Consider the following 18,542-nt stretch of genomic DNA (forward strand, 5'->3'; position numbering starts at 1 on the left):
GACACCATGACCGGCCGGCAGCCAGGTTGAACTCCGCAAAAGGCGGCCGAATCTGATGGTTCAGGTCCACCCGCAATCGGAGTAACCGCCATGCGCACTCGCCTGTATGCCGCCGCTCTCGCCCTGATCGCCCTGCCCGTGGGGTCGGCCATGGCCGACAGTGACTTCTGGCGCGACGTCATTTCGTCCGGCGCCACCACCGCCTCCACCTACCTGACCTTCAAGGACGACAAACTGATAGTCGCGGCCCGCGACGACGCGAGCAGCTTCGTCGCCAGCGGCGGCGAGATTCGTGGCCCGTACCTGGAGGCCGCGCTGCAGCGCATCCGCAGCGAGCACCCGGACCTGAAAGCCAGTGACGGCGAGCTGGCCAGCGCGATTCTTGCCGCCGAAGAGTGAGCCCCCAACGCCGTCGCGTATCGCCCAGCCATGCGCGGCGGGCGTTTTCTCCGGACAAAAAAAGAGCCCCGCCATGCAGAGGGGCTCAGGGGTTGCTACCCACACCGGTAGCACATGATGAACACGTCCCACGCCGACGAGAGTCCACATGGGCGGAGTGCGGGGCACACCTTGACGCCCGTCCCGGGTCAGGTCAACGCCATGGGCGAGACTTCAGAAAAAGCCGACACAGCCCGGGAACTTGCCTACTCGCGATAGTCATCCACCGGCACACAGGCGCAGAACAGGTTGCGGTCGCCGTAGACGTTGTCCACCCGGTTTACGGTCGGCCAGTACTTGTGGGCACGGGTATGGGCGCTGGGGGCGACGGCTTCTTCGATGCTGTAGGGACGCTCCCAGTGACCGATCACGTCGGCCAGGGTGTGCGGGGCGCGCTTGAGCGGGTTGTCCTCGGTCGGCCAGTCGCCCGCCTGCACCTTGGCGATCTCGGCCCGGATGCTCAGCATCGCCTCGATGAAGCGGTCCAGCTCGTGCCTGTTTTCGCTCTCGGTGGGCTCGACCATCAACGTGCCCGGCACCGGGAAGCTCATGGTTGGGGCATGGAAGCCGTAGTCCATCAGGCGCTTGGCAACGTCCTCCTCGGAAATGCCGGTTTCCGCTTTGAGCGGTCGCAGGTCAAGGATGCATTCGTGGGCCACCCGGCCATTGCGCCCGCTGTAGAGCACCGGGTAAGCATCGCCGAGCTGCTTGGCCAGGTAGTTGGCGCTGAGGATGGCCACTTCGGTGGCATCGGCCAGTTCCGGCCCCATCATGGCGATGTACATCCAGCTGATCGGCAGGATGCTCGCACTGCCCCAGGGCGCCGCACTGACCGCACCATTCTCCGGATTCGGCCCCTTCAGCTCGATCACCGGGTGGTTGGCGACGAAGGGCGCCAGGTGCGCCCGTACGCCGATCGGCCCCATGCCCGGCCCGCCACCGCCGTGGGGAATGCAGAAGGTCTTGTGCAGGTTCATGTGGGAAACGTCGGCACCGATATCTGCCGGTCGCGCCAGGCCCACCTGGGCATTGAGGTTCGCGCCATCCATGTAGACCTGGCCGCCGTGGCTGTGGATAACCTCGCAGATCTCGCGGATGCCCTCCTCGTACACGCCGTGGGTCGACGGGTAGGTGGCCATCAGGCAGGACAACTGGCCGCCGGCTTCAGCGGCCTTGCGCTTGAGATCTTCCAGGTCGACGTTGCCGTCCTGGTCGCACTCGACGATCACCACGCGCATGCTCGCCATCTGCGCCGACGCCGGGTTGGTGCCATGGGCAGAAGCCGGGATCAGGCAGATATTGCGGTGCCCCTCGCCGCGGCTCTCGTGGTAACGGCGGATGGCGAGTAGCCCGGCGTACTCACCCTGGGCGCCGGAGTTGGGCTGCATGCAGATGGCGTCGAAACCGGTAATCGCGCAAAGCCAGTCTTCCAGCTCGTCGATCATCAGCTTGTAGCCCAGGGCCTGTTCGCGGGGGGCGAAAGGGTGCAGGTTGGCGAACTCCGGCCAGGTGATGGGGATCATCTCGCTGGTGGCATTGAGCTTCATGGTGCAGGAGCCCAGCGGGATCATCGCCTGGTTCAACGCCAGGTCCTTGTTTTCCAGCTGCTTGAGATAGCGCAGCATCTCGGTTTCGCTGTGGTGGGCGTTGAACACCGGGTGGCTGAGATAGCCCGTGCTGCGCTGCAGTTCCGCCGGAATGCCCGGGACCAGCACCGACGCGTCCAGCTCGGCAATAGAGAGGCCGTGGTCGGCGCCGAGGAAGATGCAGAACAGCTGTTCAAGGGTGTCGGCCGTGCAGGTCTCGTCGAGACTGACGCCCAGCTTGCCGCGACCGAGGATGCGCAGGTTGATGCGCACCGCCTTGGCCGATTCGATGATGGCGGTCTGGCTGCCGCCCACATCCAGGGTGAGCGTATCGAAGTAGTACTGGTTGTCACGCTGGATGCCCCGGCGCGCCAGCCCTTCGGCGAGGATGGAGGTAAGCCGGTGGACCCGCTGGGCGATGCGCTTCAGCCCCTCGGGGCCGTGATAGACGGCGTAGCAGCTGGCGATATTGGCCAGCAGCACCTGGGCCGTGCAGATGTTGGAGTTGGCCTTCTCACGGCGAATGTGCTGCTCGCGGGTCTGCAGCGCCATGCGCAGCGCGACATTGCCTCGGGCATCCTTGGAAACGCCGATGATCCGTCCCGGCATGGCCCGTTTGAAGTCGTCGCGGGTGGCAAAGAACGCCGCATGGGGTCCGCCGTAGCCCATGGGCACGCCGAAGCGCTGGGCCGAGCCGAATACCACGTCGGCGCCCAGCTCTCCGGGCGGGGTAAGCAGCAGCAGGCTGAGCAGGTCGGCGCCGACGCAGGCAAGCGCCTGCTGGCCGTGCAGGTGTTCGATCAGAGGCCGCAGGTCGCGGATTTCGCCATGGGTGTCCGGGTACTGCAGCAATGCGCCGAATACCTGGTGTTGCGCCAGGTTATCCACAGGGGCCACCACCAGGTCGAAGCCAAAGGCCTGGGCGCGGGTTTGCACCACCGAGATGGTCTGCGGGTGACAGTCTTCGTCGACGAAGAACAGGTTGCTCTTCGACTTCGCCACGCGCTTGGCCAGGGCCATGGCTTCGGCGGCGGCGGTGGCCTCGTCCAGCAAGGACGCGCTGGCGAGATCGAGGCCGGTGAGGTCGATGGTCAGTTGCTGGAAGTTCAGCAACGCCTCCAGCCGCCCCTGGGCGATTTCCGGCTGGTAGGGGGTGTAGGCGGTGTACCAGCCGGGATTTTCCAACACATTGCGCACGATCACGGTGGGCGTGACCGTACCGTAGTAGCCCATGCCCATCAGGCTGGTCCACAGCTGGTTCTGCTCCGCGTAGCCACGCAGCTTGGCCAGGGCCTGCTGTTCATCCAGCGCCGGTGGCAGGTCCAGGGGCCGATTCAGGCGAATCGCCGGCGGCACCGTCTGCACGATCAGCTCGTCACGGCTGGCGAGGCCCAGGGCCTCGAGCATGGCCTGCTGTTCCGCCTCGTCCGGGCCCAGGTGGCGGCGAAGGAAGGCGTCGGGCTGTTGGAGCTGGGACAGCGAGGGCATCTGGGACATGGGGCAGAACCTCGTTTGGCCTCTTCAGAAAAACAAAAAGCCTCGACTAGCGAGGCTTTTTGAAGGATAGCGGGAGAATCAGCTATCGGCGTCGGCGGCGGCCTTGTAGGCAGCGGCATCGAGCAGCTTGTCCAGTTCGGCCACGTCGCTCGGCTTGAGCTTGAAGAACCAGGAACCGTACGGATCGCTGTTGACGCTTTCGGGGGCGTCGCTGACCGACTCGTTCACCGCGATCACTTCACCGCCGATCGGCGCATAGATATCAGAGGCGGCCTTCACCGACTCCACCACGCCAGCTTCCTGACCAGCGGCAACGGTCTTGCCGACTTCCGGCAGTTCGACGAAGACCACGTCACCCAGGGCCTCCTGGGCATGGTCGGAGATACCCACGGTAACGGTGCCATCGGCTTCCAGACGGGCCCACTCGTGGCTGGGGGCGTAACGCAGATCAGCGGGGATGTTGCTCATGTCGAGTTCCTCAGAGACTGTGGCGGATGGCCCGCCTGCAAATTTAGATCAAGGCTTTGCCATTGCGCACGAAGTTCGGCCGCACAACGCGGACCGGGAACCATTTGCCGCGAATTTCCACCTCGGCGCGATCACCGGTGGCCATCGGCACGCGCGCCATGGCGATGGATTTGTTCAAGGTCGGGGAGAAGCTGCCGCTGGTGATCTCGCCCTCGCCCACGCCTTCCACCCGCACCACCTGATGGGCACGCAGCACGCCGCGTTCCTCCAGTACCAGACCGACCAGCTTGCTGGCCACTCCGGCAGCGCGCTCGGCTTCCAGGGCCTGGCGGCCGATGAAGTCACGGGTTTCGGGCTCCCAGGCAATGGTCCAGGCCATGTTGGACACCAACGGGGACGCGTCTTCGGTCATGTCCTGGCCGTAGAGGTTCATGCCGGCTTCCAGGCGCAGGGTGTCGCGGGCGCCAAGGCCGATGGGCGCGATACCGGCTCCCACCAGCTCGTTGAAGAACCCGGCGGTCTGGTCGGCAGGGAGCATGATTTCCAGGCCGTCTTCGCCGGTGTAGCCGGTGCGGGCGATGAACCAGTCACCGTCGGGCAGGCCCTGGAAGGGCTTGAGCTCGTGGATCAGCGCGGCACGTTCGGTGCTCAACAGTTCGGCGACCTTGGCACGGGCACTGGGACCCTGGATGGCGAGTATGGCCAGGTCAGCGCGCTCGGTCAGTTGGACATCGAAACCCTGGCAGCGGGCCTGCATCCAGGCCAGGTCCTTGTCGCGGGTAGCGGCATTGACGACCAGGCGGTAGCCGAATTGGGTGAGGTAGACGATCAAGTCGTCGATCACCCCGCCCTGCTCATTGAGCATGGCACTGTACAGGGCCTTGCCGGGCGCCTGCAGGCGCTCGACATCGTTGGCCAGCAGGTGCTGGAGCCAGGCTTTGGCCTGGGCACCGGAGACATCCACCACGGTCATGTGGGAGACGTCGAAGACACCGCAGTCGCGCCGCACCTGGTGGTGCTCTTCGACCTGGGAACCGTAGTGCAGCGGCATGTCCCAGCCGCCGAAATCGACCATCTTGGCTCCCAGCGCCAGGTGCTGGTCGTGCAATGGAGTGCGCTGTCCCATGGGTTTCTCCTTCCGGGCTTGGCGAGGATGCGGCAGGCCCTGGGCGCGGAAAATTCCGCTGCCGCAGCAGGGTAGGCCGCAACGAATGGCGCGCATTGTAGCCGCAAGGTGAGGCACTGGACACTCCAGCCAGCGGTGAGCGAACGGTACCGCCGTGAGTCGGAAAATCGGCAAGGGACCCTGTTCAGGTCTAGCTTGCGGACGCCTTTGCGCCCGTCGTCAGTGGCCGATCCGCCGTGCCGAACGGCGGATCAGGCCGATCACCGGCAGCAGGCCGACCAGCACCAGGGTCAAGGCAGGCAACGCGGCCCGGGCCCACTCGCCTTCGCTGGTCATCTCGAAGATGCGCACAGCCAGGGTGTCCCAGCCGAATGGGCGCATCAGCAGGGTGGCGGGCATCTCCTTGAGCACATCGACGAACACCAGCAGGGCAGCACTGAGGGTGCCGGGCAACAACAGGGGCAGGTAGACCCGGAAGAACAGCGCCGGGCCGCCGACACCCAGGCTGCGAGAGGCTTCCGGCAGGGACGGGCGGATGCGCGCCAGGCCGTTTTCCAGCGGCCCGTAGGCTACCGCCATGAAGCGCACCAGGTAGGCCAGCAACAGCGCGCCGAGACTACCCAGCAGCAGCGGCTTGCCGGCACCACCCAGCCAACCGGACAGCGGGATCACCAGATGGCTGTCGAGGTAGCTGAAGGCCAGCATGATCGACACGGCCAGCACCGAACCCGGCAGCGCATAGCCGAGATTGGCCAGCCCCACCGCAGCACGTACCGGCCGCGTCGGCGCCAAGCGCCGGGCGAAGGCCAGCAGCAGCGCCACACAGACCGTGAGCAGCGCAGCCATGCCGCCGAGGTAGAGGGTGTGCAGGATCAGCCCGGCATAACGCTCATCGAGGTCGAAACGTCCTCGCTGCCAGAACCAGACCAGCAACTGCAGCATGGGGATGACGAAGGCGCAGGCGAACACCAGGGCGCACCATGAGGTGGCCGCCAGGGCCTTGATGCCGTGCAGATGGTAAAGCGCCTTGCCCCGCGGTCGTTCGCTCGCCGGGCGGCTGGCACCACGGGCACGGCGCTCGCCGTAGAGCACCAGGCAGACGCCCAGCAGCAGCAGGCTGGCCAGTTGCGCCGCACTGGAGAGGCTGAAGAAGCCGTACCAGGTCTTGTAGATGGCCGTGGTGAAGGTATCGAAGTTGAACACCGCCACGGCACCGAAGTCGGCCAGCGTCTCCATCACGGCCAGGGCCAGGCCAGCTCCAATGGCGGGCCGCGCCATGGGCAAGGCGACGCGCCAGTAGGCCTGCCAAGGCGACAGTCCGAGCACCCGCGCGGCTTCCATAAGGCCCTTGCCCTGGGCGAGGAAGGCCGCGCGAGCCAACAAGTAGACGTAGGGATAGAAGACCAGCACCAGCACCAGGATCACCCCACCGGTGGAGCGCACGCGCGGCAGCCGCAGGCCGCTGCCGAACCACTCGCGGAGCAGGGTCTGTACCGGGCCGGAGAAGTCGAACAGGCCGATGAAGACGAAGGCCAGCACATAGGCCGGAACGGCGAAGGGCAGCATCAGCGCCCAGTCCAGCCAGCGCCGGCCGGGGAATTCGCAAAGACTGGTGAGCCAGGCCAGGCTGACGCCGATCACGGTCACCCCCACCGACACACCGGCAACCAGCATCAGGGTGTTGCCCAGCAGGCGCGGCATCTGGGTTTCCCAGAGGTGGGACCAGATCTCCCCATCCACCTCGCCCCAGGACAGCAGCAATACGCTCAGGGGCAGAAGAACCAGGACGGCGACGGCAAAGCTGATGGGATACCAGCGACGCTGGGCGGGATGGGCCACGCAAACCTCTCGGGGATCAAAACAGGACGCCCCGGGCAGGCCGGGGCGTCGAGTATAGCGGCACAGCGGCGGATCAGTTCCAGCCGACGCGGTCCATCATCTTGATGGCTTCGGCCTGGCGCTTGCCAGCCACTTCCACTGGGATGCTGTCGGCTTTGAAGCTGCCCCAGGCAGCCACCTCTGCCGACGGCTTGACCGTTGGATTGGCAGGGAACTCCTGGTTGATGCCGGCGAACAGGCCTTGCGCCTCATCGGTGGTCATCCACTCCACCAGGGCCTTGGCGGCCTCGGGGTGCGGGGCGTGCTTGGTCAGTCCGATGCCGGACAGGTTCACGTGTACGCCGCGATCAGCCTGGTTTGGCCAGAAAATCTTCACCCGCAGGTTCGGGTTTTCCTTGTGCAGGCGGCCGTAATAGTAGGTGTTGACGATACCGACGTCGCACTGGCCGGCATCCACGGCCTGAATCACGGCGTTGTCGTCGGCGAAGACGTCGGTGGCCAGGTTGTTCACCCAGCCCTTGAGGATTTCCTCGGTCTTGGCCGCGCCATGGGTCTCGATCAGGGTGGCGGTCAGCGACTGGTTGTAGACCTTCTTCGCAGTACGCAGGCAGAGACGGCCTTCCCAGTTCTTGTCAGCCAGCGCCTCGTAGGTGGACAACTCTTCCGGTTTCACCCGCTCGGTGGAGTAGATGATGGTCCGTGCGCGTAGCGACAGGCCGGTCCAGGCATGGCTGCCGGAGCGGTACTGGGGAGGAATGTTGGCGTCGATCAGAGGCGAGGTGAAGGGCTGCAGGATACCCATCTGCTCGGCTTGCCAGAGGTTGCCGGCGTCGACGGTAAGCAGCAGGTCGGCCACGCCGTTCTCGCCCTCGGCCTTGATCCGCTGCATCAGCGGGGCTTCCTTGTCGGTGATGAACTTGATCTCCACACCGGTCTTGGCGGTGTAGGCATCGAATACCGGCTTGATCAGCTCATCGATCCGCGAGGAATAGACCACCACTTCTTCGGCGGCCTGGGCCGAACTGGCGGCGGCGGAGAGCGCGAGGAGCGCGAAAAGAGACTTACGTGCCCACATTGCTGGAACCTCTTGATGGCGACAAAGGCTGAATGATAGTCAACCTCAGTTGCAAGCTGAAGGGTGATTTATGTCCGGGTGTGTATCTTTTGCCTGAGGAATCAGAGAAGCCTGGGGTGGGAAAGTGCCCACCCCAGGTTCAAGCCCGTGCCAGGTCCGGCAGGTCACCGGACAGGCCAAGGGCCTGGCGGACGAAAAGCGCCTTGGCCTCAGGCATGCCGTCCACCCATTTCAGGCCGCTGTTGCGCAGCCAGCGAAGCGGCAGCGGATCGGCCTGGAACAGCCGCTCGAAGCCTTCCATCGCCGCCATCATCGCCAGGTTGTGGGGCATGCGTCGACGTTCGTAGCGGCCCAGCACGCGCTCATCAGCCAGACGCTCGCCACGGCCGTTGGCGTGCAGCAGGACTTCCGCCAGCACCGCCGCGTCGAGGAAACCGAGGTTGACCCCCTGCCCCGCCAGCGGGTGGATGGTGTGGGCAGCGTCACCGATCAGCACCAGCCCCTCTTCCACATAGCGCTTGGCATGACGCTGGCGCAGCGGGATGCACAGGCGCGGGTCGGCGCCGAGCACCTCGCCCAGGCGCCATTCGAAGGCACGGCCGAGTTCGCGACAGAAACCGGCATCGTCCAGTGCCATCAGGCGCTCAGCCTCGGCGGGGGTCACCGACCAGACAATGGAGCACCAGTGCTCGCCTTCCCGCTCCAGCGGCAGGAACGCCAGCGGGCCGTCGTCGGTGAAGCGCTGCCAGGCGGTGCGCTGGTGCGGTTCGGCACAACGCACGCTGGTGACGATGGCGTGATGCAGGTAATCCCACTCGCGCGTTGCGCAGCCGGCCAGGCGGCGTACCGCGGAGTTGGCACCATCGGCGGCCACCACCAGCGGGGCGCGCAGTTCGCGGCCATCCACCAGGGTCAGCAGCCAGTCGTCGCCGGAACGTCGCAGGCGCTCCAGGCGCGCACCGGGCATCAGGCCGATGCCGCTGTCGTGCAGCGGCTCCATCAGGGCATCCTGGACCACGCGGTTTTCGACGATGTGGCCAAGCACCTCGGCATGCACGCTGGCGGCCGAGAAGTGGATCTGCCCAGTGCCGGAACCATCCCAGACATGCATTTCGGAATAAGGGCTGCTGCGCCGCGCCATGACGCCCGGCCAGGCGCCCAAACGCAGGAGGATGCGCTGACTGGCGGCGGACAGCGCGCTGACCCGCGGCTCGAAAGCCGAACTCGCGTCGAAGGGTTTGACGCTGAGCGGGCTGCCGTCGATCAGCAGGATGTCCAGGCCGCTGTCTTTCAGCGCCAGGGCCAGGGCACTGCCGACCATGCCGGCGCCAACAATGATCAGATCCGCGCGCAGTTCCATATCAGGCCTTGAGGCTCCCTGTGTGTACGAATGAGGCACGCCCGATCAGTCCGGGCGGGTGCCCAGGCCCATGGCCTGGCGGGCGAACCAGCGCTTGGCCGGCGGCAGCAGGTCGAGGCCGAGCAGGCCCAGGTTGCGTCCGGCGGCCAGTAGCGGCTCGGCATTGGAGAAGAGGCGCGTCACCTGGTCGGAGAAGCCTACCGTGAGGTTCTGGTCGAGGCGCTGGCGCTGCAGGTAACCCTGCAGGGTGGCGATATCACCCAGCGGCTGTTCGCTGGTCAGCAGCGCCTCGGCCAGGGCTTGGGCGTCGCGCAGGGACAGGTTGTAACCCTGCCCGGCGATGGGGTGCAGGCTGTGGGCAGCATTGCCCAGTACCACCAGGCTGGAGCGCACTTGTTCCTCGGCTTCCACCAGTTCGAGCGGGTAGAGGTGCCGCGCGCCCACCTGCTGGAAAGCCCCCAAACGGTAGCCGAAGGTCTCTTGCAGCTCGTCGAGGAAACGCCGCTCATCCAGCCGGGCGAGGCGCTCAGCGCCATCCCCCGGACGGCTCCAGATCAGCGCGCAGCGGTTTTCCGGCAGCGGCAACAAGGCCATCGGGCCATCATCGGTGAAGCGCTCGAAGGCCTGGCCGCGATGGGCTTCCAGCGGGCTGACGTTGGCGATCAACGCCGTTTGCCGGTAGGGAATACGCCGCACGCCGATGCCCAACTGCTCGCGCAGCCCGGAGCGACCACCATCGGCCAGCACCGCAAGGTCACAGTCGAGCTGGGTTTCGTCGTTCAAGGTCAGGCGGTAGCCACCCTCCAGCGCCTGCATGCCGACCACTTCGGCCGGGCAGTGCCAGGTCACCACCTCCTCGTCCAGGGCCTGCCAGAGGCACTGGCCGAGCCAGGCGTTCTCCACCACGTAGCCCAGGGCCGGCACGCCTTCTTCAAGGGCAGCCAGGCGCGCGGCACCGAAACGTCCGCGATCGGACACGTGGATTTGCAGGATGGGCTCGGCGCGCTGGGCGATGGCCTGCCAGAGGCCGAGACGTTCGTAGACCTGCCGGCTGCCGAAAGACAGTGCGGACGACCGAGCATCGTAGCTGGGCTGGAAGCTGTTACCGGGGGCGAAAGGTTCGATCAGGACGATTTTCCAGCCCCGTGCGCGGGCACCTTCCTGCAGCGCCAGGGCGAGGCTGGCGCCAACCAGGCCACCGCCGATGATCGCGACTTGGCAGTGATGCATATCAGGCGGCCTGGGTGCGCGCAGCAGCCATCAGCGCCTCGATTTCGTCGACCGTCTTGGGCACGCCACCCGTAAGGATCTCGCAGCCGGTCTTTGTCACCACCACGTCGTCCTCGATTCGCACACCGATGCCGCGCCACTTCTTCGGCACGTCCTGATTGTCGGCGCCGATGTAGATGCCGGGCTCGACGGTCATCGCCATGCCCGGCTCCAGCACGCGCCACTCGCCGCCGACCTTGTACTCGCCGACGTCGTGCACGTCCATGCCCAGCCAGTGGCCGGCACGGTGCATGTAGAAGGCCTTGTAGGCTTCGGAGGCGATCAGTTCGTCGACATCGCCCTTGAGCAGGCCGAGCTCAACCAGACCGGCGGTGATGACCCGCACGGTCGCCTCGTGGGCTTCGTTCCAGTGTTTGCCGGGGGCGATTTCGAGGAAGGCGGCTTCCTGGGATTTCAACACCAGCTCATAGATGGCCTTCTGCTCGGGGCTGAAGCGGCCACTGACCGGGAAGGTGCGAGTGATGTCGCTGGCGTAGCAGTCCAGCTCGCAGGCGGCGTCGATCAGTACCAGGTCGCCATCCTTCAGCGGTGCGTCGTTCTCGCGGTAATGCAGGATGCAGGCGTTCTTGCCAGCGGCGACGATGGAGCCGTAGGCCGGCATCTTCGCTCCGCCCCTGCGGAACTCGTATTCCAGTTCGGCTTCCAGATGGTACTCGTAGAGCCCGGCCCGGGCGGCCTGCATCGCGCGCACGTGTGCGCGCGCGGAGACCTCGGCGGCCTCGCGCATGACCTTCACTTCAGCCGCCGACTTGTACAGGCGCATGTCGTGCAGCAGATGGTCGAGGGCGACGAATTCCTTGGGCGGTTGTGCGCCCTGGCGGGCCTTGGAGCGGATGGTGTTGACCCACTCCATCAGGTGCTGGTCGAACTCGGTGTTGGTGCCGATGGAGTAGTAGACGCGGCTGCGCCCTTCGATCAGGCCGGGAAGGATGTCGTCGATGTCACCGATGGGGAAGGCATCATCGGCGCCGAAGTCCCGGATGGCGCCATCCTGGCCGGCGCGCAGGCCGTCCCAGAGTTCACGTTCCGGATCGCGCTCGCGGCAGAACAGCACGTACTCGCCATGTTCGCGGCCGGGAATCAGCACCAGCACGGCTTCCGGCTCGGGAAACCCGCTGAGGTACTGGAAGTCGCTGTCCTGACGGTAGACGTGCTCGACATCGCGGTTGCGAATATGCACGGGCGCGGCGGGCAGGATGGCAATGCTGTTGGCTTCCATCTGCGCCATCAGCGCCTTGCGGCGGCGGGCATATTCTGCCTTGGGGATACGGGTCATGCGCGCTCCTTCAGGGCGGGCAGACGGCCCGCCGCTCGAGTCAATGCAACGAGGGTTTGGCGGCCGGCGCGGCAGGCTTGGCGCATTCTGCGAAGAGCAGCAGGGGCGCGACGCGCAGGTACTCCATCACTTCCATATAGTCGCTCTCGCCGTCGTCGGAGTCTTCCAGGGCACTCTGCACCTGGGCGATCGAGGCGAGGTCCTGGAGCACTTCGACGGCTTCGCCGGACAACGCGCCTTCACGGGCGGTCAGGCCGAAGCCGCCGAGGAAGCCTTGGCACCACTGGCCAAGGGCGGCAGCACGTTCGGCCAGCGGCGCATCGTCGCTGGGCAGCAGAAGCACCACGGCCATTTCGGTGCCGGTCAGCTCGCTCTTGACCATTTCCTGCAGGCCGATCAGGGCCTGGCGCAGGTTGTCCTGCGGGGCGCCACCGAGCAGCTCGGCAGCATCCTCCAGCCAGGGCTCGGGGTCGAAGCCGGCGCCGGCGCAGCTGCGACCGAGCAACACGCCGTGCAGTTCGGCGGGGGAAACCGGCTGACCGGTGGAGGCGAGGAGCGCGGCGAAAGCGTTGTAGGGAGAATTCGAACTGGACATAAGGGTGGCTAGGCGCCAGAGGGCGCAATCACTAGAATGACGGCCTCGTATCCTAGCAGCCTGGCGCCGTGAAGGCAGCATTGGCCTTGCGGTCCTCAGGACCTGACCGCAGGCGTGCAACCAATCGCGCCGGCGCTTGCGGGTTTGACCCTTCCCGGAGTCGGTCCTATATAGTCCCGGTCACTCCCCACCAAGTAGACAGCCCATGGAAGATGCCGAACTGCATGCACTGACAGCCAAGCTGGAACTGCTGATCCAGCGTGTCGAGCAGCTCAAGGCCCAGAACCGGCTCCTGCTTGCCAGCGAGAAGGCCTGGCGCGAAGAACGCGCTCATCTGATCGAAAAGAACGAAATGGCCCGGCTAAAGGTCGAAGCGATGATTTCGCGCCTGAAAGCCCTGGAGCAGGATTCATGACCCAGTCCAACACCGTTACCGTCCAAATCCTCGATAAGGAATACTGCATCGCCTGCCCTGCGGACGAGCGCGCCAACCTGGAAAGCGCCGCGCGCTACCTGGACGGCAAGATGCGCGAGATCCGTTCCAGCGGGAAAGTCATCGGTGCCGACCGTGTCGCCGTGATGGCCGCCCTGAACATCACCCATGACTTGCTGCACAAGCAGCAGCGCCTGGACCAGGAAGCCTCGTCCACCCGAGAGCGGGTCCGCGACCTGCTGGAGCGTGTCGACCACGCCCTGGCGGCTGACCCGGACACCCAGCAGGCCTGAGCCCCCGGCCGCGACAAACTGACGCTCTCTGGCGTTTTTTGACGCGGCCGGACCGACGCGCAGCAGTTTCCTGAACGGTTCTTGGGGTATACTCGCCGCCAGCTCCCTGGTGTGTTGGCCAGTCGGTGATGTCCCTGAGCCGATAAATGCAACCACGGGGGTTGCAAGTTGAGGCCGGTGTGCATGTCCGCCTGACGGAAAGCCTTAACGCCTCCTGCAGCCTCCACCTTGAACTTTCGGGTTCAAGGGCTAACCCGACAGCGGCACAACCGGGGAGTCTATTTTTTTCATGATCTGCGCCGGTTCACATTCCCGCCAGAGCCTGCGCCGCCAGCTTCGCCAGGCCCGCCGCGCACTCACCCCCCTCCAGCAGAAAAACGCCGCAAAGTCCCTCTATCGCCAGCTCGCGCAGAACCCGCTGTTCCGCCGCGCCCGACATGTCGCCCTCTATCTGCCCACCAATGGCGAGATCGACCCACGTCCGTTGCTGCGCGAAGCCCAACGCCGGGGCAAACAGGCCTACCTGCCGGTACTGAATGCCTGGCCACGGGAAAAGATGGTGTTCCAGCGTCTACGGCCGGGAGAAAGGCTGCAGAAGAACCGCTTCCGCATCCTCGAGCCACGTGCCAATCCGGCGCAGCAGCGCAAGGTCTGGGCACTGGATCTGGTCATGTTGCCCCTGGTGGGTTTCGATGAATACGGTGGGCGTCTGGGAATGGGCGGCGGTTTCTACGACCGCAGCCTGGCCTATCTGGCACGTCGACGCCAATGGCGCAAACCAGCCCTGCTGGGCCTGGCGCACGAATGTCAGAAGGTGGACAGGTTGGAACTGGCCCGCTGGGACGTGGCCCTGCAGGCAACCGTAACGGATAAAGGCTGGTACTGACGGACCTGACGACGGCACCACGATCCTTGCGGTGCCGATCAGCGTGAAATCAGGGCTGCTGGGTCAAATTGATGGGTGCGCTGCTCTGGCGCTCCCACAGGCTTTGGGTGTAACCGGTAGTAACCACACCCAGGCCAAAAATGATGACCAATACCCAGAGAATGTCTGGCTTGCGTTTCATCGATTGCCTCCCCCTTGCAGGCAAACTTCGCGCGATGACCGATGGCGAGTTGTTGTTTTGATTGGACCGAACGGCGGTAGCAGCTTAAAGCGCGGCATTCTCCGGCAACGTGAGCGAACACGCAATTTATGACGCCAACCGGCTGTCGGCCAGACCCCAAGCTTGAGTACCCCAATTAAGGACGAACGTACAGGAGCAAAGTTCATGCCTTTCTGGCTGATGAAATCCGAACCCGACGAACTCTCCATCCACGACCTGCAGCGCCTGGGCAAGGCACGCTGGGATGGCGTGCGCAACTACCAGGCACGCAACTTCATGCGCGCCATGCGCCCGGGCGAACTGTTCTTCTTCTATCACTCCAGTTGCCCCGAGCCAGGCATAGCCGGTATTGCACGGATTGCTGGCGAGACCTACCCGGACCCCACAGCCCTGGACCCGCAAAGCCACTATCACGACCCCAAGGCCAACACAGAGAAGAATCCCTGGAGCGCCCTGGACGTGGAATTCGTCGAGGCCTTCCCCCACGTCATTCCACTCGCCGCCCTGCGTGAGCAGGCCGTGCTCGCCGGCATGCCCCTGGTGCAGAAGGGCAGCCGTCTGTCGGTAATGCCGGTGACCGAGGAAGAATGGTCCGGGGTACTGGCCCTGCGTTGAGTCAGGAATGGCCCTGTGCTATGAGGGAGGGGAATCCTCCGGGGCGCATCCATGCCGCATTCTCATCCTGCCTGGCTGGTCCGAACGACACTCGCCCTGCTCTTCCTGGCGATGTGCGGCACCAGCCTGTTGCTCTGGAAGCAACTGGAAGACGCCCAGCAGGAGCGCATCCGTGACCGCGTGGGCTATCAGGCGCGAACGCTCGCGACCGAGCTGGAAAACAACCTGATCGATGAGGTCGAGGGCCTGCGTCGCATGGCCCTTTTGTGGAACCATCGAGGCCGTATCCCCCGGGACGAGTGGACCCTGGAAGCCAACTTCGCCCTGGAGCACTTCCCCGGCTACCAGTCGATCCAGTGGATGGGGGCCGATCTGCGCATGCGCTGGGTACTGCCCGAGCAGGGCAATGAAGCCGCAATCGGCTTCCGCCTGACCCGCAACCATCCCAACTTCAACCTCGCCATGCAGGCCAAGGCCAGTGGCGAGGCGCAGATGTCCAACAGCTTCGCCCTGGTCCAGGGCGGGCGCGGCTTCGTCCTCTATACCCCGCTCTACATCCGCGACGAACAGAGTGATCGGAGCTTCGACGGTTTCCTCCAGGGCGTATTTCGGGTCGAGACCTTGATGGATGAGCTCCTCGCCGACCTCGACAACCAGGACTTCAGCGTCCTGCTATTGGAATCCGGCCGCTCCATCTATCACCAGGAGCAGCCCGAAATCTTGCCGTCCCTCAGCCAACGCGTGCCGCTGCACCTGCTCAATAACAGCAACTTCTCCCTGCAACTCTCTCCGACCCCCAAGTTGGTGGAGCAACTCAGGTCGCCACTCCCGCAGGTGGTTCTCGGCGCCAGCCTGCTCACGAGCCTGCTGCTGGTCGCCGCCCTGGTCCTGGCGCTGGAAAACGCCCGCCGCGCCAGCGCCCTGCAGGCCGGTTACCGGCGCCTGAATGAAGAGGTCAGCCAGCGTGAGCACGTCGAACAGGATCTGCGTGAAAGCCGCGAGCGCCTGCAACTGGTACTCGACCTGACCGATTCCAGCGAGGATGGACTGTTCATTTTCGACCTCGCCAACCGTGAGGTCCTGCACATGAACCGGGCCACCCATGCCGGCCTGGGCTACAGCGCCGAGGCATTCCGACAACTGCTGAAGGAAGATCCGGAACAACTGCTGCCCGGCTTCCATACCTGGCTGGAGCTGGTGCGCCAGGCACGCAGGGATGGCGACTCCGGCATCTTCCAGCGGCAGATGCGCCGCGCCGACGACAGCCTCCAGGCAGCCGAGATCAGCGCACAAATGGTCAGTCTGAATGGCCGTGACTATCTGATCGGCGTGTCCCGCGACAACCGCGAACGTCTCGAGCTGGAGGCGCGTCTGCAGCGACTATCCCAGCAGGACGGCCTCACCGGACTCTTCAACCGGCGATACTTCGATCGTCAGCTCAATGGCGAGTGGCGCCGCCTGCGTCGCCTTGGCGCGCCGCTGGCCTTGCTGATGCTGGATGTGGATCACTTCAAGGCATACAACGACCGACTCGGCCATCAGGCTGGCGACGACGCGCTGCGCCAAGTGGCCCAGGCGCTGCAACAGAGCCTGCAACGCGAAGGCGACGCGGCTTGCCGATACGGTGGCGAGGAGTTCGCCATCATCCTCGCCAATACCGCCGAAGACGGTGCGCGACATGTGGCAGAACGGGTAATGGCGCAAGTGGCCGCACTGGCCATCGAACACCCGGCCAGCCCGGAGGGGTACCTGACGTTGAGTATCGGTATCGCGATTTCCGACCCAGCCCGCGAGGACCAGCCCGACAGCCTGGTATCACGCAGCGACGCCGCGCTCTACCGGGCCAAGCACGAGGGACGCAACCGCACCTGCTTGTGGGAGAAGGGTCAGGGCTGAATGATCAGGTTGTTGAACAGCAGGTCGTCCACCAAGGGCAGACCTTCCTCGCTGTGCAACACCTGCTGCACCTGCTTGAGGGCTTCCTGGCGCAACTTCTCCTTGGAGTCGGACGCGTTCAGGGTCTCGTCGGTCTGCTGGGAGAAAAGCATCACCAGTTGGTTGCGAATCAGAGGCTCATGACGAGTGACCTTTTCCTGGGCTTCAGGACCGGTGACCCGCAGGGAAATATCCGCCTTGTAATACTTCAGGCGCGGCCCGGAACCATAGTTGCCGACCAGGGAGGGCACCAGATCAACATAGGCAACCTTGGGCGTCTCTCCTTCCTTGGGCTCGTCCTCACTGGCGACCGCCAGCAGCGGAAGGGTCAGGGCCAGCAACATTGCAGTCAGTCTTTTCACCTGGATTATCCTCAGCACGAATGGCGCCTAGCATAGCCACAGGCGCGGCCGGCCCCAAGACCTTCGTTTATGCAGGTCCATCAGGCGCAGCCATGCTGATTGACCCTCCAGGCACCCCACCTACACTGCAAGGCCACATGCCCGGGGCCAGCGCCCCAAGCCAAGGAGCTCCGCGATGAAAGCCGTCTTGTGCAAAGCCTTCGGTCCGGCCGATACCCTGGTGCTGGAGGAAGTCGCCAGCCCTGAACCCAAGAAGAACGAGATCCTGATCGACGTACACGCCGCGGCGGTCAACTTCCCCGACACCCTGATCATCGAAGGCAAGTACCAGTTCAAGCCACCATTCCCCTTCTCCCCGGGCGGCGAAGCAGCCGGTGTGGTCGCGGCGGTTGGCGAGAAGGTCAGCCACCTCAAGCCCGGCGACCGGGTGATGGCGCTGACCGGCTGGGGCAGCTTTGCCGAACAGGTGGCGGTGCCGTCCTACAATGTGATGCCGATTCCCAAAGGCATCGACTTCAACTCCGCCGCCGCCTTCGGCATGACCTACGGCACCTCGATGCATGCCCTCAAGCAGCGCGCCAACCTGCAACCCGGCGAAACCCTGCTGGTACTTGGCGCCTCCGGCGGCGTCGGCCTGGCGGCGGTGGAAATCGGCAAGGCCATGGGCGCGCGGGTAATTGCTGCGGCCAGCAGTGTGGAGAAGCTGGAAGTGGCCAAGGCCGCCGGTGCCGACGCGCTGATCAACTACAGCGAGGAAAACCTGAAGGACCGCGTCAAGGAACTCACCGGCGGCCAGGGCGCCGACGTGATCTACGACCCGGTGGGCGGTGACCTGTTCGACGCCGCCGTGCGCTCGATCAACTGGAATGGCCGCCTGCTGGTCGTCGGCTTCGCCAGCGGTCGCATCCCCGAGCTACCGGTCAACCTTGCGCTGCTCAAGGGCGCCTCAGTGGTGGGCGTGTTCTGGGGTTCTTTCGCGCAACGCCAGCCCCAGGACAACCTGGCCAACTTCCAGCAGCTGTTCGCCTGGTATGCCGAGGGCAAACTGAAACCGCTGGTGTCCCAGACCTTCCCGCTGGAGCGCGCAAGCGACGCCATCAATGCCCTGGCCACGCGCCAGGCCGTGGGCAAGGTGGTAGTGGAAGTGCGCTGAGGCATGGACCGGCAGGATAGGTTGATCGAACACGAAGCGATACCCATCCTATGGAACGCACAAGGCCGCCCGAGGGCGGTCTTTTCATGTCCGGA

General features: G+C 65.0%; 18 protein-coding genes and 1 other RNA gene. 8 read left to right on the top strand and 11 right to left on the bottom strand.

The features are described 5' to 3' along the window. Window positions 1-90 precede the first annotated feature (90 nt). Window positions 91-399, top strand: coding sequence for a DUF2388 domain-containing protein (locus G559_RS0102900; RefSeq protein WP_028626809.1), 309 nt, complete (start codon window positions 91-93; stop codon window positions 397-399). A 245-nt stretch (window positions 400-644) separates the two neighbouring features. Here the strand turns inward: G559_RS0102900 and gcvP are convergent, their stop codons facing one another. The 9 genes from gcvP to G559_RS0102945 form a co-directional block, all read right to left on the bottom strand. Continuing rightward, window positions 645-3,521, bottom strand: coding sequence for an aminomethyl-transferring glycine dehydrogenase (gene gcvP, locus G559_RS0102905; protein WP_028626810.1), 2,877 nt, complete (start codon window positions 3,519-3,521; stop codon window positions 645-647). Between the two features lie 78 nt (window positions 3,522-3,599). Beyond that, window positions 3,600-3,989, bottom strand: coding sequence for a glycine cleavage system protein GcvH (gene gcvH, locus G559_RS0102910; RefSeq protein WP_028626811.1), 390 nt, complete (start codon window positions 3,987-3,989; stop codon window positions 3,600-3,602). 43 nt (window positions 3,990-4,032) lie between these two features. Next, the gene (gene gcvT / locus G559_RS0102915) at window positions 4,033-5,115 is read right to left on the bottom strand and encodes a glycine cleavage system aminomethyltransferase GcvT (RefSeq protein WP_028626812.1); all 1,083 of its coding nucleotides are present in this window, start codon (window positions 5,113-5,115) and stop codon (window positions 4,033-4,035) included. A 219-nt stretch (window positions 5,116-5,334) separates the two neighbouring features. Further along, window positions 5,335-6,954: an ABC transporter permease gene (locus G559_RS0102920; protein ID WP_028626813.1), complete on the bottom strand. Its 1,620-nt coding sequence runs from the start codon at window positions 6,952-6,954 to the stop codon at window positions 5,335-5,337. 73 nt (window positions 6,955-7,027) lie between these two features. Then, window positions 7,028-8,029 (bottom strand): extracellular solute-binding protein, encoded by a 1,002-nt coding sequence (locus tag G559_RS0102925; protein ID WP_028626814.1) that lies wholly within the window; start codon window positions 8,027-8,029, stop codon window positions 7,028-7,030. 139 nt (window positions 8,030-8,168) lie between these two features. Beyond that, window positions 8,169-9,389, bottom strand: coding sequence for a 2-octaprenyl-3-methyl-6-methoxy-1,4-benzoquinol hydroxylase (locus G559_RS0102930; RefSeq protein ID WP_028626815.1), 1,221 nt, complete (start codon window positions 9,387-9,389; stop codon window positions 8,169-8,171). 45 nt (window positions 9,390-9,434) lie between these two features. Next, a complete protein-coding gene (gene ubiH / locus G559_RS0102935) occupies window positions 9,435-10,619 on the bottom strand; it encodes a 2-octaprenyl-6-methoxyphenyl hydroxylase (protein ID WP_028626816.1) in 1,185 nt (394 codons plus the stop codon). A 1-nt stretch (window position 10,620) separates the two neighbouring features. Further along, entirely contained in the window at window positions 10,621-11,955 is a 1,335-nt protein-coding gene (gene pepP, locus G559_RS0102940; RefSeq protein WP_028626817.1) for a Xaa-Pro aminopeptidase, read from the bottom strand. Between the two features lie 40 nt (window positions 11,956-11,995). Continuing rightward, complete coding sequence (locus tag G559_RS0102945) at window positions 11,996-12,550, bottom strand: YecA/YgfB family protein (protein ID WP_028626818.1); 555 nt, start codon at window positions 12,548-12,550, stop codon at window positions 11,996-11,998. Window positions 12,551-12,755: 205 nt separating this feature from the next. Between G559_RS0102945 and G559_RS0102950 the strand changes: the two genes are divergently transcribed. From G559_RS0102950 to G559_RS0102960, 4 genes are all read left to right on the top strand, one after another. Further along, window positions 12,756-12,965, top strand: a complete 210-nt coding sequence (locus tag G559_RS0102950) for a TIGR02449 family protein (protein WP_028626819.1) — start codon at window positions 12,756-12,758, stop codon at window positions 12,963-12,965. Further along, window positions 12,962-13,276: a cell division protein ZapA gene (locus G559_RS0102955; RefSeq protein ID WP_028626820.1), complete on the top strand. Its 315-nt coding sequence runs from the start codon at window positions 12,962-12,964 to the stop codon at window positions 13,274-13,276. Before G559_RS0102950 ends, G559_RS0102955 begins: the two co-directional genes overlap by 4 nt. A 100-nt stretch (window positions 13,277-13,376) precedes the next feature. Next, window positions 13,377-13,556: non-coding RNA, 6S RNA (gene ssrS / locus G559_RS29700), on the top strand. Window positions 13,557-13,565: 9 nt separating this feature from the next. After that, on the top strand, window positions 13,566-14,162 hold the full coding sequence (locus G559_RS0102960) for a 5-formyltetrahydrofolate cyclo-ligase (RefSeq protein ID WP_028626821.1): 597 nt from the start codon (window positions 13,566-13,568) through the stop codon (window positions 14,160-14,162). Window positions 14,163-14,211: 49 nt separating this feature from the next. Here the strand turns inward: G559_RS0102960 and G559_RS31085 are convergent, their stop codons facing one another. Beyond that, window positions 14,212-14,343, bottom strand: a complete 132-nt coding sequence (locus G559_RS31085) for a hypothetical protein (RefSeq protein WP_256658067.1) — start codon at window positions 14,341-14,343, stop codon at window positions 14,212-14,214. Window positions 14,344-14,547: 204 nt separating this feature from the next. On the opposite strand from G559_RS31085, the gene G559_RS0102970 reads away from it, so the two are divergent. Further along, the gene (locus G559_RS0102970; RefSeq protein ID WP_028626822.1) at window positions 14,548-14,997 is read left to right on the top strand and encodes an EVE domain-containing protein; all 450 of its coding nucleotides are present in this window, start codon (window positions 14,548-14,550) and stop codon (window positions 14,995-14,997) included. A gap of 51 nt (window positions 14,998-15,048) precedes the next feature. Then, on the top strand, window positions 15,049-16,893 hold the full coding sequence (locus G559_RS0102975) for a sensor domain-containing diguanylate cyclase (protein WP_028626823.1): 1,845 nt from the start codon (window positions 15,049-15,051) through the stop codon (window positions 16,891-16,893). On the opposite strand, the gene G559_RS0102980 is transcribed toward G559_RS0102975, so the two are convergent. Next, complete coding sequence (locus tag G559_RS0102980; RefSeq protein WP_028626824.1) at window positions 16,884-17,294, bottom strand: flagellar basal body-associated FliL family protein; 411 nt, start codon at window positions 17,292-17,294, stop codon at window positions 16,884-16,886. The genes G559_RS0102975 and G559_RS0102980 overlap by 10 nt on opposite strands. A gap of 175 nt (window positions 17,295-17,469) precedes the next feature. Between G559_RS0102980 and G559_RS0102985 the strand changes: the two genes are divergently transcribed. Further along, the gene (locus G559_RS0102985; RefSeq protein ID WP_028626825.1) at window positions 17,470-18,447 is read left to right on the top strand and encodes an NADPH:quinone oxidoreductase family protein; all 978 of its coding nucleotides are present in this window, start codon (window positions 17,470-17,472) and stop codon (window positions 18,445-18,447) included. Window positions 18,448-18,542 lie beyond the last annotated feature (95 nt).

Origin of the sequence: Metapseudomonas resinovorans DSM 21078 (assembly GCF_000423545.1) — a bacterium.
In the GTDB taxonomy this organism is placed as follows: Bacteria; Pseudomonadota; Gammaproteobacteria; order Pseudomonadales; family Pseudomonadaceae; genus Metapseudomonas; species Metapseudomonas resinovorans.